We start from the raw sequence: 21,264 nt of genomic DNA, 5'->3' as shown, positions 1-21,264 counted from the left end.
TCGTCTCGCCCAGGCGCCGCCAGCGCCTGCGCGATGCGCGCGGCGCGGGTCGGCAGGCGGCAGTGGCCGCGCGTCAGGCGGCGGCGAGCGCGGGGCGGCCGACGTTCGCGTGCACGAAGTCGACGATCTGGCCCATGGTCTTGATGTCGCCGGCGCGGAAACTGGCCGGCAGTGGCGGCAGCCTGTACTGCGCGCTGATGCGCTGGATGATCTCGGTCTGCTTGACCGAATCGATGCCCAGCTCGGACTCCAGCTCCACGCCTTCCGTGAACACCTCGGGCGGGTACTCCATCGCCTGCGCGTAGATGGCCACCAGCTGCGCGAACAGCTCCGCACGCGGCAAGGCGGCAGCGGGCACCGTGACCGCCGGTGCAACGGGCGCCGCGGCCGGCGCGGGCGCGGGCGCGGCCGGCGTTGACACCACCGCCGCGTGGCGTTGCAGCTGGATGAAGCTGAGGAACTCGGACTTGATCTGCCCGGCCACGGCAGGGCCCCGTTCGCGCCAGAACGCCTCGAAGGCGGTGAGCAGGTCGGACTCGGGGGCAGTGGTGTGAGTGGTCATGCGCTGAGGCTGGAAGTGTTGGAACACGCGGTCGACGCCGGCTGGTTCGTCGTCACGCTGCTTGAGGACTGCGAATACCTTGGCCCGGCCCGGCCCGGCCACGCGGATGACGCTATTGCCGAGCGCGTCGAGCGCGCCGCATTCGACGAAGGTGCTGACCTGCTGCGCCAGCAGGGCCTGCACGCCAGCCTCGAAATCGACCGGCATCGTCAGGTGATGGGCCAGGCATTCGCCCAGGTCGTCGCCGCTGCGGTAGGCGCGGCCGAGGATGGGCGAGTACACCGGCAGGCCTAGCGGCCGCGCCTGGAATGCCGACAGGCGCTCGGCGAAGTCATGCGCGGCGCGGGCCAGCGCCGGATGGTGGAAGCCGTGGGGCGACTGCAGCGCGCATGCCTGCAGGCCCTGCATGGCGCAATGCGCGGCGAACAGGTCCAGCTCGGTCGCTTCTCCCGAGACCACCACCTGCTGCGCATGGTTGACCACCGCCACCCGGACCGGCGCGACCGAAGCGCCTGGCCCGGTACGTGGCGGGCGCCGTGCGGACCAGGCCTGCAGGCACTGCTGCACCCGGGCCCGTGATGCCGCCACCGCCAGCATGCCGCTGCGCGGGCCGGAATTGGCCGCCAGCGCACCGATGCGCTCGCACACCACCTGCGCACCCTCGCCGGGCGTGAAGGCGCCGGCGCAGGTGAGCGCGGCAATCTCGCCGAAGCTGTGCCCCATCAGCACCTGCGGTTGGACGCCGCCCGCGACGAGCAGCGCATGCACCGCCACCGGCACGGCGAACAGGGCCAGTTGCAGCAGGTCGGGATCGTCGTCCAGCAGTTGCTGGGTGCTGCGCGGCTCCTGCCACAGCACCCGCTGCAAGGACTTGCCCAACCGTGCGCGGGCCACCTGCTCGACTTCGTCCGTCACCTGCCGCACCACCGGGTGCGAGGCCTGGAGGCCACCCAGCACGCCGGCGTAGTGGGCGCCCTGGCCGGGAAAGAGGAAGGCGGTTGACATGAGGACTTGGCGCTGCGCGGATGGACACTCCGCCGAAGCCCTTCACTTTAGCGGGATGTGTCATTTCTATCGATTACGCGCGCCTGCCTTGTGGTAGGCAGCCGACGAGACGTCGGGTAGGGCTTGCCGGCAGAGCTAGCAAGTGCTAACTAGACGGCGATCCGCTGGCCGCCGCCCACCGGCGGCCACTTGTCTAGACAGGCAACGGCACCGGCCTGATGCGCGAAGCCTGCCCGGCGCTGCCGAAGGCCTCGAAGCGCTCGGCGCAGAGGTCGCGGGCGGCGACCAGCGCGTCCTTCAGGAACTTGCGCGGATCAAACTCCGAGGGGCTGCGGGCCATGGCGCGGCGCATGGCACCGGTCATGGCCAGGCGGATGTCGGTGTCGATGTTGACCTTGCGCACGCCATGCTTGATGCCTTCGCGGATCTCGCTCACCGGCACGCCGTAGGTCTCCTTGATGTCGCCGCCATGCTCGCGGATGACGGCCAGCCATTCCTGCGGCACCGACGACGAACCGTGCATCACCAGGTGGGTGTTCGGGATGCGCTGGTGGATGGCCTTGATGCGGTCGATGGCCAGGATGTCGCCGGTGGGCTGGCGGCTGAACTTGTAGGCGCCGTGGCTGGTGCCGATGGCGATGGCCAGCGCATCGACGCCGGTCTTGCCGACGAAGTCGGCCGCCTGCTCGGGGTCGGTCAGCATCTGGTCGTGGGTGAGCGCGCCTTCGGCGCCCACGCCGTCCTCCTCGCCGGCCAGGCCCGATTCCAGCGACCCCAGGCAGCCCAGCTCGCCTTCCACCGACACACCCACCGCATGCGCCATCTCGACCACGCGGCGGGTGACGTCGACGTTGTAGTCGTAGCTGGCCGGCGTCCTGGCGTCCTCCTGCAGGCTGCCGTCCATCATCACGCTGGTGAAGCCCGAGCGGATGGACTGCAGGCACTGCGCCGGGCTGGCGCCATGGTCCTGGTGCATCACGATGGGGATGTCGGGGTACATCTCGGCCGCGGCCTCGACCATCTTGCGCAGGAAGGGCTCGCCCGCGTACTTGCGGGCGCCGGCGCTGGCCTGCAGGATCACCGGGCTGTCGGTGCGCTGGGCGGCCTGCATGATGGCCTGGATCTGCTCCAGGTTGTTGACGTTGAAAGCCGGCACGCCGTAGCCGTGTTCGGCCGCGTGGTCGAGCAGCTGCCGCAGGGAAATCATCGCCATCGGGGTCTCCTGGGTGGTGTCGATCAACGGGTTCAGGCGGCCACGGCCATGCGCGGCGGCAGCAGCTGCAGCGCACGCTGCGCCACCGCCTGCGGCGTGAAGCCGAACAGCGCGAAGAGCTGCGTCGCAGGGGCCGATTCGCCAAAGCGGTCGATGCCGATCACGTCGCCCTGCTCGCCCACGTACTTCCACCACAGGCCGGTGCTGCCGGCCTCGATGGCCAGCCGCGGCAGGTGGCGCGGGATGGTGGCGGCCCGGTAGTCAGCCGGCTGGCGGTCGAAGACGTCCATGCAGGGCACCGACACCACGCGCGCCGCGATGCCCTGCGCCGACAGGAGGTCGGCCGCGGCCAGCGCCAACCCCACCTCGGAGCCGCTCGCCAGCAGCGCCACCTGCTCACCCGCCGGCTGCCGCAGCAGGTAGGCGCCGTGGGCGATGGCCTCCACGCGCGCGCCGCCGTCGCCCGCATGCGGCAGCGCCTGTCGGCTGAGCAGCAGCGCCGAAGGCCCGTCGGTGCGGCGCAGCGCCTGCCGCCAGGCCACGGCCGTCTCGGTGGCATCGGCGGGCCGCCACACGTCCAGCCCCGGGATCAGCCGCAGGCTGCTGGCATGCTCCACCGGCTGGTGGGTCGGGCCGTCCTCGCCCAGGCCGATGGAATCGTGGGTGAACACATGCACCACCGGCAGCTTCATCAGCGCCGACATGCGCACCGCATTGCGGGCGTAATCGCTGAAGGTGAGGAAGGTGCCGCCGTACGGCCGGAAGCCGCCGTGCAGCGCCACGCCGTTCATCACCGCGGCCATGCCGAATTCGCGCACGCCATAGTGCACATGGTTGCCGGTGCCGCGGCCGGTCAGCGGCCGGTGGCCCCGCCAGTCGGTGAGGTTGGAGCCGGTGAGGTCGGCGGAGCCGCCCAGCAACTCCGGCATCGCCGGGCCGATCACCTGCAGGCAGTCCTGCGAGGCCTTGCGCGTGGCGACGCTGGCGCGTCGGGCTTCGGCTTGTTCGATGGCCTGCGCCAGCGCGCCTTCGGCGGCTGCACCGAGTTGAGCACTGCCACGCTCCGCGGTGCGGCGCAGCAGTTCGTGCGCCAGCTCGGGGTAGGCCTCGGCATAGGCCGCGAAGCGCGCCTTCCAGGCGCAGTAGCGGCTCTCGCCCACCGCCAGCGCCGACCAGGCCTGCGCCACCTCCTGCGGCACCTCGAACGGCGCGGCCTGCCAGTCCAGCTGCTCGCGGGTCAACGCGATCTCGGCCGCGCCCAGCGGCGCACCGTGCGCCTCCGCGCTGTTGGCCCGGTTGGGCGAGCCGTGGCCGATCTCGGTCTGGCAGCACACCAGCACCGGCCTGTCGCTGGCCTGGGCCTCGGTGATGGCGGCGTCCAGCAGCGCCGGATCGTGGCCATCCACGTCGCGCAGCACCGTCCAGCCGTAGGCCTCGAAACGGGCGGGCGTGTCGTCGGTGAACCAGCCGCTCACGTCGCCATCGATCGAGATGCCGTTGTCGTCGTAGAACACCACCAGCTTGTTCAGGCCCCAGGTGCCGGCCAGCGAGCAGGCCTCGTGGCTGATGCCCTCCATCAGGCAGCCGTCGCCGGCGAAGACGTAGGTGCGGTGGTCGATCACGGTATGGCCCGGCCGGTTGAACTCGGCCGCCAGCAGCTTCTCCGCCAGCGCCATGCCCACCGCATTGGCCAGCCCCTGGCCCAGCGGACCGGTGGTGGTTTCCACGCCGGGCGTCATGTCCACCTCGGGGTGGCCGGGCGTGCGGCTGTGCAGCTGGCGGAACCGCTTGAGCTCCTCCATCGGTAGCGCATAGCCGCTCAGGTGCAGCAGGCCGTACAGCAGCATCGAGCCGTGGCCGTTACTCAGCACGAAGCGGTCGCGGTCGATCCACTGCGGATGCGCCGGATCGTGCTTCAGCGGCCCGCGCCACAGCGCCTCCGCGATGTCGGCCATGCCCATCGGCATGCCCGGATGCCCCGAATTGGCGGCCTGCACCGCCTCCACCGCCAGCATGCGCAAGGCATTCGCACAGGCACGCCGCAACGACAAGTTGTCCATACAACCTCGCAAGGAAAGAATGAATTGATCCAGCGGCCACCGCGGATCCGGCTCCGCCGGTCCGCCAGTGGCGCCCCCTGGGGGTGCGGCGAAAGCCGCTCCGGGGGGGCCTAATTCGCGAGGGCCTTCCTGCGGCGTTCCACCAGCCGCAGGATCATCGGCGTGAAGATCAGCTGCATCGCCAGCTCCATCTTGCCGCCCGGCACCACCAGCGTGTTGGCGCGCGACATCCACGAGTCGTGCAGCATGCTCAGCAGGTACGGGAAGTCGATGCCCGCGGGGTTGGCGAAGCGGATCACCACCAGGCTCTCGTCGGCGGTGGGGATCGTGCGGGCGATGAAGGGGTCGGACGTGTCCACCACCGGCACCCGCTGGAAGTTGATGTGGGTGCGTGTGAACTGCGGGCAGATGTAGTGCACGTACTCGTCCATGCGCCGCAGGATCACGTCTGTCACCGCCTCGGTGCTGTAGCCGCGGGTGGCCTTGTCGCGGTGGATCTTCTGGATCCACTCCAGGTTCACCACCGGCACCACGCCGATCAGCAGGTCGACGAAGCGGGCCACGTCCACGCGGCTCGTCTTCACGCCGCCGTGCAGGCCCTCGTAGAACAGCAGGTCGCTGGGCGGCAGCTGTTGCCATGGCGTGAACGTGCCGGGCTCCTGCTGGAAGGGGGCGGCCTCGTCGGCATCGTGCAGGTACTTGCGGCTGGCGCCGGTGCCCGATTCGGCGTAGTCGCGGAAGAGCTGCTCCAGCTCGTCGAACAGGTTGGCGTCCTCGCCGAAGTGGCTGAATCGCCGGTTGCCGGCGGCCTCGGCCTCGGCTGCCGCCTGCTTCATCGCCTGGCGGTCGTAGCGGTGGAAGCTGTCGCCTTCGATGATGGCGGCGTTGACGCTCTCACGGCGGAAGATGTTCTCGAAGGTGCGCGTGACCGATGTGGTGCCGGCGCCCGACGATCCGGTGATCGCGATGATGGGGTGCTTGTTGGACATGCTGCGTCTCCCTCTGACCTGTGTCTTGTCATGTCGTGGTGGCCGCGAACAGGCCACGCTTGCCGAACAGCGGCGACTGGTAGGTGTCGATCGGCTCGTCGCGGTGGTAGCGCTCCAGCCGCTCCACCTCCTCCGACGAGCCGAAGACGAAACCGATGCGCTGGTGCAGCGATTCGGGCTGCACCGTCATCAGCCGCTTGCGGCCGGTGCTGGCCCAGCCACCCGCCTGCTCGATCAGGAAGCTGATGGGGTTGGCCTCGTACAGCAGGCGCAGCCGGCCCGGCTTGTCGGGGTCCTTGGTGTCGCGCGGGTACATGAACACGCCGCCGCGCATCAGGATGCGGTGCGTCTCGGCCACCAGCGAGGCGATCCAGCGCATGTTGAAGTCGGCGCCGCGCGGCCCGGTCTGGCCGGCCAGGCATTCATCGACGTAGCGCTTGACCGCCGGCTCCCAGAAGCGGCTGTTGGAGGCGTTGATCGCGAACTCGCGCGTCCGCGGCGGGATCTTCAGGTGCGGATGGCTCAGCACCCATTCGCCCAGCTGCGGCTCCAGCGTGAAGGCGTGGGTGCCGTTGCCCAGCGTCAGCACCAGCATGGTGGAAGGCCCGTAGATGGCATAACCCGCGCCGATCTGCCGCGTGCCGGGCTGCAGGAAGTCCTCGGGCTGGGCATCCACGCCGGGCGTGGCTGCGCGCAGGATGGAGAAGATGCTGCCCACCGACACGTTCACGTCGATGTTGGAGGAGCCGTCCAGCGGATCGAACAGCAGCAGGTACTTGCCGCGCGGGTACTGCGCCGGCAGGGTGTAGGCCTGCTCCATCTCCTCCGACACCATGCCGGCCACATGGCCGCCCCACTCGTTGGCCCGCAGGAACATCTGGTTGGACAACACGTCCAGCGGCTTCTGCTCCTCGCCCTGCACGTTCACCGTCGGCGGCGCGGTGGGCACCGAAGGGTTGGGCGCCAGCGCGCCGAAGGCCACGCGCTTGGCGATGGCCTTGCAGGCCAGCGAGAGGTCGGTGATCAGCGCATTCAGCTCGCCGGTCGCGTTGGGGTGCCGGCGCCGTTCCTCGATGAGGAACTGCGTCAGCGTGGGCCTTCCGCCAGTGGGCATGGTGTCTCTCCTGTTCTAGAAATGAAGCAAAGTGTTCTGACAGGTGGCCAGCTGCACGGGCAGCTCGGCCGGTCGATCCATGCGCCAGGGCGGCGGGCCTTGCCAGCCGCTGGCTCCATAACCCCAGCCCGCCAGCACCGCGGGGCAGCCGGCGGCGGCGGCGGCCTGCAGGTCGGCGTGGCCGTCGCCCACCATCAGCAGCGCGCCGGTGGCCAGCCCCAGGCGTTCGGCCGCCGCGCGCAGCAGCAGCGGCGAGGGCTTGCGCTGCACCGGCTCGTCGGCACCGAACACCGCGCTGAAGTGCGGCAGCAGATGGGCCGCATTCAGCAAGGCCCGCGCCAGCGGCGTCGGCTTGTTCGTCACCACCACGCAGGCATAGTCGCGCGACAGCTCGGCCACCATGTCGGCGATGCCGTCGAACACATGGCCCAGGCTCATCGGCGCGGCCAACGCCGTCATGTCGAAGGCGCGGCGCAGGTGGTCGCACAACGCGCGGCCAGGCGCGTTGGTGGGGTCGATGGCCTGCGCCACCAGCGCGCGGGCGATGGTGGCGTCCGGGCCGTCGCCGATCCAGCCGCGCACCGTGTCCAGGTCGAAGGTGCGCAGGCCGGCCTTGTGCAGCGCCGAGTTCAGTGCATGGCGGATGTCGGGCGCGCTGTCCACCAGCGTGCCGTCCAGGTCGAAGGCGATGCCGTCGATGCGCTGCCGCAGCACAGGCGGGGTCATGCCGGCTCCCCTTGCAGCGCCGCTTCGCGCAGGGCGTTGATGGCGCTGCGGTACTGCGACGGCCCGGCGCCGAACACCGCCGAGCCGGCCACCAGCGTGTCGGCGCCCGCGGCCACGATGCGGCCGGCGTTGCCGGCCTTCACGCCGCCGTCCACCTCCAGCCAGACCTCGCGGCCGCTGGCCTCGATGCGGCGCCGCACCGCCTCGATCTTGGGCAGCATGCTCTCGATGAAGGCCTGGCCGCCGAAGCCGGGATTCACCGACATCACCAGCACCAGGTCCAGTTCGTCCAGCACATGGTCCAGCACCTGCACCGGCGTGGCCGGGTTGAGCACCAGCCCGGCCTTGCAGCCCTGCGCGCGGATCAGCTGGATGGTGCGATGCACATGCTCGCTGGCTTCGGGATGGAAGCTGATGAGGCCCGCACCGGCCTGCGCGAACATCGGCACCAGCGCATCCACCGGCCTGACCATCAGGTGCACGTCGATCGGCACGCTGCTGTGCGGCTTGATGGCCTCGCACACCAGCGGGCCCACGGTGAGGTTGGGCACGTAGTGGTTGTCCATCACGTCGAAATGGATCAGGTCCGCGCCGGCGGCGATCACCGCCTCCACCTCGTCGCCCAGGCGGGCGAAGTTGGCCGACAGCAGGCTGGGGGCGATGCGCAGAGGTCTTGTCATGGGGTGTCCTGCTGGTTCAGTGGACCAGCGCGTGCACGCTGTCGGCATCGCGCGCGCAGGCGAGCCGCTGCAGCTCGTCCACGCCCAGCCAGGCGGCCTGGCGCAGCCGGCCGCCCGGCTCGCCGGGAATCGGCTGTTGCGGGTCGCCCAGGTGCGGCAGCAGCAGGCCGGCGGCGGTGAAGTCGCCGCCTTCGGTCCAGAAGGTGGGCGTGACCACCGTCCACAGGCCCGCGGCGCGGGCGCTCCTCAGGCCATTGGCCGAGTCCTCGAAGGCGATGCAGCGCTCGGGCGGCAGGCCCAGCGTGTCCAGCGCCAGCTGGTAGATGTCGGGCGCGGGCTTCTTGTGGCGCACCTGGTCGCCGCAGGCGATCACGTCGAACAGCTCCAGCCCGCGCGCGCCCCACGCCGCCTGCAGCAGCGCATCGATGTTGGCCGCGGTGGTGGTGCTGGCGATGGCCAGCCGCAGGCCGGCCTCGTGCGCCTCGTCCAGCAGCCGCTCCACGCCCGGTCGCAACGGCAGGCCGCCGTCGCGCACGATGCTTGTATAGACATCCGTCTTCAGCGCATGGATCTCCGGCACGCGGGCCATCAGCGCCCTGCGCTGCGCCGGGGGCAGGCTGCTCTCGTCGATGAAGGCGGCGATGCGCTCCTTGCCGCCGGTGACGGCCAGCAGCCGGCGGTAGGTGGCGGCCGTCCATTGCCAGCCGAGGTGCAGCCGCTCGAAGGCCTGGTTGAAGGCCTGGCGGTGCACTTCCTCGGTATCGGCCAGCGTGCCGTCGACGTCCAGGATCAGGGCTTCGGTGGTCATGGTGAGGATCTCCTGGCGGGATCAGACGGCGCGCACCGGTGCGGCGGGCGCGGTGCCGAACACGCGCGAGGCCAGCACGTCCTCGGCCTGCAGCGTGCACAGCTGCTCCTTGCTGAGCGCGGACTGCGAACCGAACAGCCGCGTGGCATGGCGCAGCCGCATGCGGTCCAGCGCATTGCGCACCGAGCGCGCATTGGCGAAGTGCGGCTGCTGGCGGCGCAGGTGCAGGTAGCGGCCGAAGGCGGCGCCGGCCGGGCCGTCGAAGCGGTAGTTCAGGCCCTTGAGCATCAGCTCGGCGATCTGCATCAGCTCGGCCTCGCTGTAGTCGGGGAAGTCGATGTGGTGCGCGATGCGCGAGGCCATGCCCGGGTTGCTGCCGAAGAAGGTGTCCATGCGGTCCTTGTAGCCGGCCAGGATCACCACCAGGTCGTCGCGCTGGTTCTCCATCACCTGCAGCAGGATCTCGATGGATTCCTGCCCGTAGTCGCGCTCGTTCTCCGGCCGGTAGAGGTAATACGCCTCGTCGATGAACAGCACGCCGCCCATCGCCTTCTTGATCACCTCCTTGGTCTTGGGCGCGGTGTGGCCGATGAACTGGCCCACCAGGTCGTCGCGCGTCACCGCCACCAGGTGGCCCTTGCGCACGTAGCCCAGCTGCTTGAGCACGCCCGCCATGCGCATGGCCACCGTCGTCTTGCCGGTGCCGGGGTTGCCGGTGAAGCACATGTGCAGGCTGGGCGGCGTGCTCTGCAGGCCCTGCTCCTCGCGCAGCTTGTCGATCAGCAGCAGCGCGGCGATGTCGCGGATGCGGCCCTTGACCGGCGCCAGGCCGATCAGCTCCTCATCCAGCTGGTCCAGCAGCGCCTTGACGCCGGAGCTTTCGAACAGAACGCGCGGGGCGGTGGCCGTGTCCACGGTGCTTCTCCTGGCTGCGAGGTCAGCGCGTGGCCGAAGGCCCGGTGTAGCGGTCGCCTTCCGGCTTGGCCTGCACCGCATAGCTCTCGATGCTGTAGCGCAGCGTGCGGCCCGGCTCCTCGGTGCGGATCAGGCGGAAGCCCGGCTCCTCCTTCGGCCGGTTGACGATGAAGCTCAGCACCACCGATTCGGTGCCGTGCGTGCTGTCGAAGGCCGTCACGCGGATGTACTGGTCCGGAAAGGTCTTGCGGCAATCGTTGATCTCCTGCAGCACGCCGGCGGCGTCGCGCAGGTCGAACATCGGGTTGCCGTGCATCTCCCAGAAGGTGTTGCGCGGGTGCGGGTCGTCGGTGTATTCCACGCCGATGGCCCAGCCCTTTCCAGGCAGTACTCCAGCTGGCGGGTGATCTGCGGGTCGGTGAGCTCGGGCAGGAAAGAGAAGGTGCCTTGGGTGATGCGCATGGTGCGTGCTCCTGTGTGCGGGCGGGGCTTCAGGCCACCGACGGCGTGGCCACGTAGTCGGACGTGTCGGTGCTGGTGTAGTTGAAGGTGATGTCGCCCCAGGTATCGAGCGCGGCGGCCAGCGGGCTGCACCACTTGGCCGCGTCGCGCAGGATCTGCGGCCCTTCTTCCAGAAGGTTGCGGCCTTCGTTGCGAGCCAGCACCATGGCTTCCAGCGCCACGCGGTTGGCGGTGGCACCGGCCTGGATGCCCTGCGGATGGCCGATGGTGCCGCCGCCGAACTGCAGCACCACGTCGTCGCCGAAAAGGTCGATCAGCTGGTGCATCTGGCCGGCGTGGATGCCGCCGGAAGCCACCGGCATCACCTTCTTGAGCGCGCCCCAGTCCTGGTCGAAGTAGATGCCGCGCGGCAGGTCCACTTTCGTGTGCGTGTCGCGGCACACGTTGTAGTAGCCCTGCACCGTCATCGGGTCGCCTTCCAGCTTGCCCACCGCGGTGCCGGCATGGATGTGGTCCACGCCCGCCAGCCGCATCCACTTGGCGATGACGCGGAAACTCACGCCGTGGTTCTTCTGGCGGGTGTAGGTGCCGTGGCCGGCGCGGTGCAGGTGCAGGATCATGTCGTTCTGCCGGCACCAGTGGCTCAGGCTCTGGATGCCGGTGTAGCCCACCACCAGGTCCACCATCACGATGACCGAGCCCAGGCTCTTGGCGAACTCGGCGCGGCGGTACATCTCCTCCATCGTGCCGGCGGTCACGTTGAGGTAGCTGCCCTTGACCTCGCCGGTGGCCGCGCTGGCCTTGTTCACCGCGTCCATCACGAACAGGTAGCGGTCGCGCCAGTGCATGAAGGGCTGCGAGTTGATGTTCTCGTCGTCCTTCATGAAGTCGAGCCCGCCGCGCAGGCCTTCGTACACCACGCGGCCGTAGTTGCGGCCCGACAGGCCCAGCTTGGGCTTGGTGGTGGCGCCCAGCAGCGGTCGGCCGAACTTGTCCAGCCGCTCACGCTCCACCACGATGCCGGTGGGCGGGCCGCTGAAGGTCTTGACGTAGGCCACCGGGAACTTCATGTCCTCCAGCCGGGCGGCCTTCAGCGGCTTGAAGCTGAACACGTTGCCGATGACCGAGGCCGCCACGTTGGTGATGGAGCCTTCCTCGAACAGGCTCAGGTCGTAGGCCACGTAGCAGAAGAACTGGCCGGGGATGCCGGGAACGGGATCGACGCGGTAGGCCTTGGCGCGGTACATGTCGCAGGCGGTCAGGCGGTCGGTCCACACCACCGTCCAGGTGGCGGTGCTCGATTCGCCGGCCACCGCGGCGGCGGCCTCGATCGGGTCCACGCCGTCTTGCGGCGTGATGCGGAACAGGGCCAGGATGTCGGTGGCCTTGGGCTCGTAGTCCGAGTCCCAGTAGCCCATCTGCGCGTACTTCAACACCCCCGCGGCATACCGCTTCTTGGTGTCGGTGATCTGCTTGGCGTCGCTCATGTTGCCCATGGGGTCTCCTGTTTGGATGACGACTGAAGGTGCTGCCGTGGGAGGAATGTAGGGAGCGAATGCCTTATGGAAAAATTAAACTTTCTGGCTTTGGCATAAGGCTTGGCTAATATGTAGCCATGCCGCTGACCCGCAACGCCACCTTCCGCCAGCTGGCGGCCTTCCATGCCGTGGCCCGGCTGGGCAGCGTGTCCATGGCTGCGGATGAACTCCACCTCACGCAGCCGGCCATCTCGCTGCAACTGCGCGCGCTGGAGGAATCGGCCCGCACGCCGCTGCTGCAGCGTTCCGGCCGCGGCGTGCGGCTGACCGAGGCGGGCGAGCTGCTGGCCGGCTATGCGGCGCGCATCATCGAGCTGTGGCGCGAGGCCGGCGAGGAGATGGCCACGCTGCAGGGCGTGTTCTCCGGCACGCTGCGGGTGGGCGCCGTCACCACCGCGGAATACCTGCTGCCGCCGCTGCTGGTCACCTTCGCCAACGTGCATCCCAAGGTGAAGGTGAAGCTGCAGGTGGGCAACCGCGACGAGATCGTGCGCATGCTGGCCGGCCAGGACATCGACCTGGCCATCATGGGCCGCCCGCCGGCCGAGCTGAAGACCGAGGCCACCGCCTTCGCCCGCCATCCGATGGCCTTCCTGGCCGCGCCCGGCCACCCCACCGTCAAGCAGGGCGAGATGGGCCTGGCCGACCTGGCCGGCATGCACCTGCTGGTGCGCGAGCGCGGCTCCGGCACCCGCGCCACGCTGGAGCGGCTGTTCAAGGACGCACGGCTGCCGCTGCGCATCGGCAGCGAGATGTCCAGCAACGAGGCCATCAAGCAGATGTGCGCCGCCGGCTTCGGCGTCGCCTTCCTGTCGATGCACACCTGCGTGCTGGAATTGCAGGCCGGCCTGCTGGAACTGCTGCCGATGGCCGACAACCCGGTGGAGCGCGACTGGTATGTGATGCGGCTGGCTTCCCGCCAGCTGTCGCAGGTGGCCAGCGCGTTCGAACGTTTCCTGATCGAGCAGGGCCAGGCGCAGTTGACGGCCCAGCTGCAGCCGCGCAAGCGGCGCAGTGCCCGCCCCCGAGGATCCCGGCCATGACCGCACCGTACCGCCGCCCGCAACGCCCGCTGCCGCAGATGGCCGACATCGCGCGGCTGGCCGGCGTGGCGGTGTCCACCGTGTCCCGCGCGCTGGCCGGCAGCCCGCTGGTGAACGAGGCCACGCGCCTGCGGGTGCTGGAGATCGCGCGCAGCCTGGACTACACGGTGAACGTGGGCGCGCGCAACCTGCGGCGCCAGCAGAACGACACGGTGGCGGTGATCGTGCCGCGTGCCACCAGCACCGAACAATCGCTGACCGACCCGTTCTTCCTCAGCCTGATCGGCAGCGTGGCGGATGCGCTCACCGACCAGGGCCGCGACATGCTGCTGTCGCGCATCGACGCGCAACAGCTGCAGGCCGCGGCGCAGCCCTACCTCACCGGGCGGGCGATGGGGGTCATCGTCATCGGGCAGTGGAACCACCACGACCAGCTCAACGCGCTGGCGCTGCGCGGCGTGCCCTTCGTGGTGTGGGGCACCTGCATGCCGGGCCAGGCCTATGCCACCGTGGGCAGCGACAACGTCGAAGGCGGACGCATCGCCACGGCACACCTGCTCGATCGCGGCGCGCGGCACATCGCCTTCGTGGGCGACACCACGATGCACGAGATGGCGCACCGGCACGACGGCTGGCGCCTGGCCCACGAGGCCCGCGGCCTGCAGCCCGAGCCGGCGCTGCTGCGCAGCGTGCCGCTGATGCGCAGCGCCATCACCGCGGACATCGATGCACTGCTGGCCAGCGGCCAGCCGCTGGACGCGGTGTTCGCCAGCAGCGACCTGGCGGCCATCACCGTGATCGGCGCGCTGCACCGGCATGGCCTGCGCGTGCCGCAGGACGTGGCGGTGGTGGGCTATGACGACATCGTCACCGCCGCCCACCTGCAGCCGCCGCTCACCACGGTGCATCAGCCGGTGGACGAAGGCGGGCGCCGGCTGGTGCAGCAGCTGCTGGACCAGGTGGCCGGCCGCCGGCCGCCGCCGGTGGTGCTGCCGGCGCAGCTGGTGGTGCGGGGTTCATCCGGGCCGGTGGCGGGCTGAGCGCGCAGCCCAGGCCGCCTGCGCCCGGCGCCAGGCGGGCCCGAGCACCGGCGCCGCCAACGACAGCAGCAGCACCGCCAACGCCATGGGCGCCAGCACCTCCCGCAGCGGCAGGCGCACCGGCACCGGCCGCTCGAAGCGGCTGTCGCGCAGGGCGGCGGCCAGGCCGGCAGGGCTGTCGAGGTGGTGGTACTGCAGGCCGTCTTCCTGGGCCAGCAGGCGCAGGTAGGCCTCGCGCAGGCCGGACAGGTGCTCGGTGCCCGGCGTGGCACCCACCGATGCGGTGGGACCGCCGGCCTCGTCGGCCATGCCTTCGCCGGCCACGCTGCCACCGCGGCCGCGGCTGCGCGGGTCGGCCTGCAGCACCTCGTCGGCGCCCCACACGCCGATGGGCCGGCCCTGCGGGTCGCGTTTGGGGATGGGCGAGGGCTGTGCCTGGCCCACGCCCACGATCAGGCCCGGCACCTCGCCCGGCTCGCCCTGCAGCTTTGGCCGATGGCGCGGATGCAGCGGCGGCGATTCATGGCCATCGGTGACGAACACCAGCGAAGGCCGTTCCGGCAGCTGCCGGGCCACCGCCAGCCCGCTGTGCAGGCCCTTGGCCACCTCGCTGCCGTTGATCCAGGCCATGCGGCCATCCAGGTTGGCCAGCGTGGCGCGCAGCTCGCCCAGGTGGCCGCACACCTCCACCGGCGCTAGCACCAGCAGCGTACGGTATTCGGTGAACACGCCCCAGCCCACCTTGGAGCCGCAGGGCAGCTGCAGCAGCGCCTCGCGCAGCGCATGCCGTGCGGCCTCGATGCGCGGCGCGGGCCGGCCTTCCACCAGCGCATCGGGCACGTTCATGCTCTGGGTGATGTCGAGCACGATGACGTGGTCGAAGCGCGCGCGCTGCAGCGTGAGGTGCCACGGCAGCAGGCAGCCCGCCAGCAGCAGCGCGGCCAGCGCCAGCAGCCTCACGGCAGCCCCGCGCTGTGGCCGCGCATGGTGGTCACCGCGCGCTCGGCCTCGGGCGCCGGTTCGTTGACCGGTGGCTCCTCTTCCTCGGCATCGGGCAGCAGGCGCTGCGCACGCTCCAGGTTGTAGCGGGCTTCCCAGAAGCCGGGGTCGTGGCGCAGCACGTCGCGGTAGCCCTCCTTGGCCAGCTCCAGCAGCGCGATGGCCTGGCCGGGCTGCAGCGTGGCCCGCACCTCGATGGCCTGGCGCAGCAGCAGGTTGGCGCTGTTGTAGCGGGCGGCCTGGCCCAGCGGGCCGTCGTCCTGCAGCGGGCGGTAGCGGGCCAGCGCGGCTTCGCGCTCGGGGGCCGAGGCCTGCTGGCGCGCCAGCAAGGCGCTGCGCCAGGCGGCGGCAAAGCGCAGCTCGCGGGCTTCGTCGTCGGCCGGCAGGCGCAGCTGCGGGCCGGCCTGCGGCGGGTCGGCGGCCAGCTCGGCGATGCGGGCATTGAGGCCGGCATCGCGCCACCACAGCCCGGCCTGCACCGCTGCGGCCAGGCCCACCGCGGCCAGCAGCACCAGCACGGCGCGGGTGCGGCCGCGCGTGGTCCAGGCATCGTTCAGGCCCATCGGCGGATCTCCATCCAGCGTGCGGCCAGCAGGAGCAGCACCGCCAGCAGCGCCACCGCCAGCGCGGGCTCGGCCAGGCTGCGGCGGGGCACCACGTCCTCGTAGACGATGGGCAGGTTCTCCAGCCGGCCCACGTCGGCGATGGCTTCCTGCAGGGCCTCGGGGTTGTCGGCCTCGTAGGCGCGGTAGGGCGTGCCCATCGATTCGAAGAAGCGGTGCAGGAACAGCTCGGGCGCGGCCTCGTCGCTCACCGGCGAGGCCGCGGCACCGGCCGCGGGCGTGAGCCCGGCGCCCATGGCCGAGCGGATGTAGATCCAGTACACCGACACCCGGTGGCGCTGGGCGAGGTGGGCAATGCGCTCACGGATGGCGGCGTCCAGCCGGTCGCCGCCGTCGGACACCAGCATCACGATGCGCGAGCCGGTGTAGGGCCGGCCGGCGAAGAAGCCGAGCGCGCTTTCCAGCGCCAGGCCGATGTTGGTCTCCGACAGGCCGCGTCCGATGTTGCCGGCGGCGATGGCCGCCTGGATGGCCTCGGGCTTCTGGGTGAACTCCAGCACCCGCAGCGGCAGCGTGCTGAACAGCACCAGGCCAAAGCGGTCTTCCGGCCGCTTGCTCGCGAAGTCGGCCAGCATCTGGCGGGCCACCTGGCCCTTGGATTCACGGTTCTGGCTGGCGCGCAGCCGCGAGTAGTAGTCCAGCGCCTCGGGCCCGGTGCCGCGCACCGCGTTGCCCGCGCTGCGGCTGCCGCCGAAGCCCTGGTCCATGCTGCGGCTTCGGTCCAGCACCAGCACGATCTCCGCACCGCGGCCCACCCGCTCCACCGTGTACTCGGGCCGGTGCGGCCCGGCCTGGGCCAGCACCACGCCGGCCAGCGCCAGCGCGGCGGCCGCATGCAGCGCCAGCGCCAGCACATCCGAAGCCACATCACGCGGCAATGTGGCCAGCCAGGTGTTGGGCAGGGCATCGCGCTGGCGCAGCAGCCACGGCAGCGCGGCCAGCGGCAGCGCCAGCAGCCAGCCGGGGCTGTCGAAGGCGATCATGCGGCGCCCCGCTCGGCATCGCGCAGCCGCCGCGCCAGACCGCGCAGCCAGGCCATGTCGTCGTCGGCCGCCGCTTCGGCGAAGAAGCCGCTGCGCGAGCGGGCGAAGAAGTCGGCCAGCGCCGGCTGCAGCGGCGCATAGCGGGGATGGGCGGCGATGAAGCCCGGCACACCATCGGCCAGCAGCGTGGCGCCGGCGGTGCGGTTGAGCGCGGCATGCACCGCGGCCCAGGCGGCGCGGCGCTGGGCGGTGTCGGGCTGCGGGGGCAACGCCTGCAGCACCCGCCAGGCCTGGCCGAAGGGCCGGTGGCGGCGCGCCCACCAGGGCAGGCCCACGTACACCTGCAGCAGGTACAGCAGCAGCACGCCGGCCACCACCGCCAGCGCCAGCATGCGGCTGGCATGGCCGCCCAGGTCCAAGGCGGGCGGCGGCCGGTCGGGCTGCATGTCGCCGAAGCCGCGGCGGCTGGGCGCCTCGGCCGGCAGCAGCGGCACCACGGTCACCGGCCAGGCATCGATGCGCAGGCTGGCCGGCGGCTGGCCTTCGCCGCGCTGCAGCCGCAGCTCGATGGCGGGCATCTCCAGCACGCGCGGCGCGGGCGGCGACAGCAGCACCTGGTATTCCACCCACAGCGCCTGCTCGGCCTGGCGCCAGGCCACGCGGCGCAGCTCCAGCGCGCCACCGCGCTTGCCCGGGCGCGGCAGCGAGGCCGCATCCACCGCCATGCCCGCAGGCAGCTGCAGCCGGATGGTGCGGGCCACGGTGTCGCCCACGAAGTAGCCGTAGGTCCGCGGCTCCTCCACCTGCGCCGTCTGCGCGGCGGCGTGGCCGGGCACCAGGGCCGCGCACAACGCCGCGGCCGCCAGCGGCCTCATGCGAAGAAGTGCCGGGTCACGGCATCGGCATCGAACCCGCCTTCCAGCACCAGCGGCGACAGCCGGCGCGCGCGCAGCTGCTGCAGCAGCCGCGTGCGCTGCGCACTGCGCGCGGCCTGCCAGCGTGCACGCAGCGCCGGGCGCCACCACACCAGCCGCTGGCGGCCGGTCTCGGGGTCGGTCACGTTCAGCAGGCCATGGCGCGTCCGGGGGCCGAACTCCAGCGGATCCCACAGCAGCACCGGCACCACCTCGTGCGCGGCCAGGCCGTCGAGCACCGCCTCCACCAGCGGCGGCGGCAGATGGAAATCCGACACCAGGAACACCAGCGAGCGCTGGCGCGACAGGTGCTGCACCACTTGCAGCAGCCCCGTCGCGCTGCGGCCGGCCGGCACATGGGCGCGCAGGGCATGCGCCAGCAGCGCACCGGCGCCGCGCTGGCGCGTCTGCGGCTGCAGCAGCATGGGATGCACCGCCGTGTCGCAGCCCACGAAGCCGAAGCTGTCGCCATTGCGCCAGGCCGACCAGCTCAGGCTGTCGACGAAGTCGGCCACCACGTCCAGCTTGCGGTGCGTGCCCTCGAAGGCCATGGAGGCCGACAGGTCCACCACCATGGTCACCGGCACCGACATGCGCTGCGCATGCACCCGCACCCGCCAGCCGCCAAAGGGATCTCGCAGGCTGGCATGCAGGTCGAGCCGGCGCGGATCGGGCGCGTCCAGCAGCGAGGCATGGCCGCGGAACTCGAAGCCGCTGTCGCCCCGGCTGCTGCGGTGGTGGCCCGGGAAGTGGCCCTGCACCGGCCCGCCCACGCGGTACTGGATCTCGATCATGGCGCCGCCACCGCGCCCAGGATGCCGGCCATCAGCGGGCCGGTGATCTCGGGCCGGCGCATCTCGTACACCGGCTGGAAGCACAGGCGGTGGGCCAGCGTGTCGAAGAACACCGCCTGCACGTCCTCGGGCGTGGCGTAGTCGCGGCCGGCCAGCCAGGCGGCCACGCGGGTGGCGCGCATCAGCATGCTCATGCCGCGCGGGCTGGCGCCGGCCAGCATCAGCCGCGAGACGTCCATGTCGGACAGCTTCACGCCATAGTCGGCCGGCACGGCGGTGGCCCGCCACAGGCCCAGCGCATAGTCCTGCAGCGCGGGCGAGGCGCGCACCTGGTGCTGGATGGCCTCGGCCACGTGGTTCAGCTCGTCGTACGGCACCATGGCCGGCTGCAGCGTGGACACCAGGCGGTCGGTGTCGTGGAAGCGCGGGTCGAACATCAGCGCGCGGCGGTCGTCGTCGGTGGCCGGCGCATCGATGGTGATCTCCATCATGAAACGGTCGCGCGCGGCCGACGAGATCTCGAAGGTCTCCTCCCGCTCCACCCGGTTGCGGTCGGCGAACACCAGCAGGTGCGGAAAGCGCACCTCGCGGTTGAAGGCCGACACGCTGCGCTCGGCCATCACCCGCAGCAGCAGCGAATGCACCTGCGGCCGCGCGCGGGTTGATCTCGTTGAAGAAGAAGATGGCCAGGCCTTCGCCATGCTCGATCAGCGGCCCGGCCTCCACCGCGGGGCGGCCATCGGCGCCGATGTACGTGTAGTACACCAGGTCGTTGGGCATCAGGTCGATGGTGCCTTCGGTGCGTGCGAAGGCACCGCCCAGCACGCGGGCGAAGGCGCGCAGCAGCGTGGTCTTGCCCACGCCCACGTCACCCTGCAGCAGCACATGGCCACGGGCGAACACGGCGGTGTTCACCGCGCGGATCACCCGCTGCTGGCCGATGACGGCCCGTGCCACCTCGGCTTCCAGCGCCAGCGCACGCTGGCGCCAATCGTTCAGCAGCGCGTCGTCTCGCTCCATCGGCACGGTCCTCGAGCCGCTCGGGCGGCTTCTGTGCACCGGCCGCACCGCGCCCGATGCGCGGCACACACTGTCACGCCCGTGGCACAGGCGCGGCGGCGGCGGCCGATGAGGCAGGCGTGAGCAAGAGCTGCGCCTGCGGCAGCTGGAAGCGGCCAGCCACCTGGGCCAGCCGCGCGGCCTGCTCGCGCAGCGCGTCCGCCGCGGCGGCCGACTGCTCCACCAGCGCGGCGTTCTGCTGCGTGGAGTGGTCCAGGCTGCCGATGGCCTCGCCCACCCGCTGCACGCCGCTGGCCTGCTCGCGCGCGCCGAGGTCGATCTCGGCGATCAGCCGCGTGACCTGCTCCACCCGGCCCACGATGGCCTGCATGGTGACGCCGGCCTCGTCCACCAGGCGGGCGCCGTGCGCCACCTTCTCGGTGGAATCGGTGATCAGCGTCTTGATCTGGCGCGCCGCCTCGCCGCTGCGCTGGGCCAGCATGCGAACCTCGCTGGCCACCACCGCGAAGCCGCGGCCCTGCTCGCCGGCACGGGCGGCTTCCACCGCCGCGTTCAAGGCCAGGATGTTGGTCTGGAAGGCGATGCCGTCGATGACGCCGATGATGTCGGTGATCTTGCGGCTGGAGGCCTGGATGTCGCCCATGGTGTGCACCACGCGGCCCACCATCTCGCCGCCCTGCCCGGCCACCTCGCTGGCCGACTGCGCCAGCGCCGTGGCCTGCCGGGCCGAGCCGGCGCTGTGGCCGAGGGTGGCATTGATCTGCGCCATCGAGGCCGCCGTCTGCTGCAGGTCGCCGGCCTGCTGCTCGGTGCGCTGCGACAGGTCGAGGTTGCCCTGTGCGATCTCGCCGCTGGCGGTGCGCACCGCATCCGCGCCGTGCTGGATGTCGGTCATGGCCTCGGCCAGCCGGGCCTGCATGCGCTGCACCGCGGCCATCACGCTGTGGCGGTCGCCGGGGCGCAGCGCCACCGGCTGGCGCAGGTCGCCATCGGCCACGCGGGCCACCGCCTCGGCCACGGTGCCGGGCTCGGCGCCCAGCTGGTGCATCACCCCGCGCGTGAGCCGCCAGCCCAGCAGCGCACCGCCCACGCTGGCCACCAGGCCCAGGCCGATGATCAGCCGCTGCATGTTGCCGATGCGCTGGGCCACCTCGGCCGCGCTGTTGTCGGCGTCCCACCAGACATCGGCCAGGCCCTTGTCCACCTCCTTGAACAGCGCCGCCTGCTGCTGCTCGGCGTCGCCCAGCAGCAGCTGCAGCGCCTGCTCCGGCCGGCCCTCGCGGGCCACGGCGATGGCACGGGCCAGCGTCTGCTCATAGGGCGTGCGGGCGGCGGTGATGGCCTTCAAAGACTGGGTGTCCACCTCATCGAGCGCATTGCGCTGCAGCTCGGCCACCAGCAGGTCCACGCTGCGGCGGGCCTCGTCCATCTGGCTCAGCTGCCGGGCCGACACCGATGGGTCAGCCACCATCGCGGCGCTGTAGGCCAGGCGGCCCACGCGCTGCAGCTCGTCCTTGATGCGGGTGAACTTCTGCACGATGACCATGCGCTCGGCCACCAGCGCATGCAGGCCCTCGCGGACCGCCGCGGTGCTGATCGACGAGACCACCACCACGATGGCCAGCACGCCGATGACCAGTCCATAACCCGACAGCAGGCGGGCACCCATCCCCCACGACGACTTCTTCTCACGCATTCAAGACCCCAGATGACACGAACGCTGCAACCGCTACCCGCACTGGGTATCGGTTGCCATCCGTATCACTTGAGGCGGCG

General features: G+C 71.1%; 18 protein-coding genes and 2 pseudogenes. 2 read left to right on the top strand and 18 right to left on the bottom strand.

Translation table 11 applies throughout. The features are described 5' to 3' along the window. Nucleotides 1-73 precede the first annotated feature (73 nt). The 11 genes and pseudogenes from LRS14_RS27705 to LRS14_RS27655 all read right to left on the bottom strand — a co-directional run bounded on the left by LRS14_RS27705 (nucleotide 74) and on the right by LRS14_RS27655 (nucleotide 12,030). Nucleotides 74-1,567 carry an acyltransferase domain-containing protein gene (locus LRS14_RS27705; RefSeq protein WP_257801888.1) on the bottom strand — a complete coding sequence of 498 codons (1,494 nt, stop codon included), beginning with the start codon at nucleotides 1,565-1,567 and terminating at the stop codon, nucleotides 74-76. 193 nt (nucleotides 1,568-1,760) lie between these two features. Continuing rightward, nucleotides 1,761-2,780 carry a class II fructose-bisphosphate aldolase gene (gene fba, locus LRS14_RS27700; RefSeq protein ID WP_257801887.1) on the bottom strand — a complete coding sequence of 340 codons (1,020 nt, stop codon included), beginning with the start codon at nucleotides 2,778-2,780 and terminating at the stop codon, nucleotides 1,761-1,763. A gap of 32 nt (nucleotides 2,781-2,812) precedes the next feature. Continuing rightward, nucleotides 2,813-4,840 carry a transketolase gene (gene tkt / locus LRS14_RS27695; RefSeq protein ID WP_257801886.1) on the bottom strand — a complete coding sequence of 676 codons (2,028 nt, stop codon included), beginning with the start codon at nucleotides 4,838-4,840 and terminating at the stop codon, nucleotides 2,813-2,815. Between the two features lie 110 nt (nucleotides 4,841-4,950). Next, nucleotides 4,951-5,829, bottom strand: coding sequence for a phosphoribulokinase (locus LRS14_RS27690; protein WP_046114854.1), 879 nt, complete (start codon nucleotides 5,827-5,829; stop codon nucleotides 4,951-4,953). Nucleotides 5,830-5,857: 28 nt separating this feature from the next. Further along, nucleotides 5,858-6,943, bottom strand: coding sequence for a class 1 fructose-bisphosphatase (locus tag LRS14_RS27685; protein WP_046114853.1), 1,086 nt, complete (start codon nucleotides 6,941-6,943; stop codon nucleotides 5,858-5,860). Nucleotides 6,944-6,958: 15 nt separating this feature from the next. Then, a complete protein-coding gene (locus LRS14_RS27680) occupies nucleotides 6,959-7,669 on the bottom strand; it encodes an HAD family hydrolase (protein WP_257801885.1) in 711 nt (236 codons plus the stop codon). Continuing rightward, nucleotides 7,666-8,349, bottom strand: coding sequence for a ribulose-phosphate 3-epimerase (gene rpe, locus LRS14_RS27675; RefSeq protein WP_257801884.1), 684 nt, complete (start codon nucleotides 8,347-8,349; stop codon nucleotides 7,666-7,668). Before rpe ends, LRS14_RS27680 begins: the two co-directional genes overlap by 4 nt. Nucleotides 8,350-8,365: 16 nt before the next feature. Further along, nucleotides 8,366-9,157, bottom strand: coding sequence for an HAD-IA family hydrolase (locus tag LRS14_RS27670; RefSeq protein ID WP_257801883.1), 792 nt, complete (start codon nucleotides 9,155-9,157; stop codon nucleotides 8,366-8,368). A gap of 21 nt (nucleotides 9,158-9,178) precedes the next feature. Further along, nucleotides 9,179-10,072: a CbbX protein gene (gene cbbX, locus LRS14_RS27665; protein ID WP_046114849.1), complete on the bottom strand. Its 894-nt coding sequence runs from the start codon at nucleotides 10,070-10,072 to the stop codon at nucleotides 9,179-9,181. A gap of 22 nt (nucleotides 10,073-10,094) precedes the next feature. Continuing rightward, a pseudogene (locus tag LRS14_RS27660) lies at nucleotides 10,095-10,534 on the bottom strand (ribulose bisphosphate carboxylase small subunit). 29 nt (nucleotides 10,535-10,563) lie between these two features. Continuing rightward, nucleotides 10,564-12,030: a form I ribulose bisphosphate carboxylase large subunit gene (locus LRS14_RS27655; protein ID WP_257801882.1), complete on the bottom strand. Its 1,467-nt coding sequence runs from the start codon at nucleotides 12,028-12,030 to the stop codon at nucleotides 10,564-10,566. A 119-nt stretch (nucleotides 12,031-12,149) separates the two neighbouring features. Here LRS14_RS27655 and LRS14_RS27650 point away from each other — a divergent pair, with 119 nt between their 5' ends. Then, nucleotides 12,150-13,115 (top strand): LysR family transcriptional regulator, encoded by a 966-nt coding sequence (locus tag LRS14_RS27650; RefSeq protein WP_257801881.1) that lies wholly within the window; start codon nucleotides 12,150-12,152, stop codon nucleotides 13,113-13,115. Continuing rightward, the gene (locus tag LRS14_RS27645) at nucleotides 13,112-14,155 is read left to right on the top strand and encodes a LacI family DNA-binding transcriptional regulator (protein WP_257801880.1); all 1,044 of its coding nucleotides are present in this window, start codon (nucleotides 13,112-13,114) and stop codon (nucleotides 14,153-14,155) included. Before LRS14_RS27650 ends, LRS14_RS27645 begins: the two co-directional genes overlap by 4 nt. On the opposite strand, the gene LRS14_RS27640 is transcribed toward LRS14_RS27645, so the two are convergent. The 7 genes and pseudogenes from LRS14_RS27640 to LRS14_RS27610 all read right to left on the bottom strand — a co-directional run bounded on the left by LRS14_RS27640 (nucleotide 14,132) and on the right by LRS14_RS27610 (nucleotide 21,184). Further along, nucleotides 14,132-15,115: an MxaL protein gene (locus tag LRS14_RS27640; protein ID WP_257801879.1), complete on the bottom strand. Its 984-nt coding sequence runs from the start codon at nucleotides 15,113-15,115 to the stop codon at nucleotides 14,132-14,134. The two genes, LRS14_RS27645 and LRS14_RS27640, sit on opposite strands and share 24 nt — an antisense overlap. Next, entirely contained in the window at nucleotides 15,112-15,717 is a 606-nt protein-coding gene (locus LRS14_RS27635; RefSeq protein WP_157039682.1) for a hypothetical protein, read from the bottom strand. Before LRS14_RS27635 ends, LRS14_RS27640 begins: the two co-directional genes overlap by 4 nt. Further along, nucleotides 15,708-16,760, bottom strand: coding sequence for a vWA domain-containing protein (locus LRS14_RS27630; protein WP_257801878.1), 1,053 nt, complete (start codon nucleotides 16,758-16,760; stop codon nucleotides 15,708-15,710). Before LRS14_RS27630 ends, LRS14_RS27635 begins: the two co-directional genes overlap by 10 nt. After that, complete coding sequence (locus tag LRS14_RS27625; RefSeq protein WP_157039681.1) at nucleotides 16,757-17,635, bottom strand: hypothetical protein; 879 nt, start codon at nucleotides 17,633-17,635, stop codon at nucleotides 16,757-16,759. Before LRS14_RS27625 ends, LRS14_RS27630 begins: the two co-directional genes overlap by 4 nt. Beyond that, entirely contained in the window at nucleotides 17,632-18,468 is an 837-nt protein-coding gene (locus LRS14_RS27620) for a DUF58 domain-containing protein (protein ID WP_257801877.1), read from the bottom strand. Before LRS14_RS27620 ends, LRS14_RS27625 begins: the two co-directional genes overlap by 4 nt. Then, a pseudogene (locus LRS14_RS27615) lies at nucleotides 18,465-19,488 on the bottom strand (AAA family ATPase). Before LRS14_RS27615 ends, LRS14_RS27620 begins: the two are co-directional and overlap by 4 nt. Nucleotides 19,489-19,561: 73 nt before the next feature. Next, a complete protein-coding gene (locus tag LRS14_RS27610; protein WP_257801876.1) occupies nucleotides 19,562-21,184 on the bottom strand; it encodes a methyl-accepting chemotaxis protein in 1,623 nt (540 codons plus the stop codon). Nucleotides 21,185-21,264: the final 80 nt, after the last annotated feature.

The sequence above is a fragment of the Aquincola sp. J276 genome (assembly GCF_024700035.1).
Taxonomy (GTDB): domain Bacteria; phylum Pseudomonadota; class Gammaproteobacteria; order Burkholderiales; family Burkholderiaceae_C; genus Aquincola; species Aquincola tertiaricarbonis.
The sequence above is the reverse complement of the archived record's forward strand: the minus strand, read 5'-3'. Positions and strand labels throughout refer to the sequence as shown.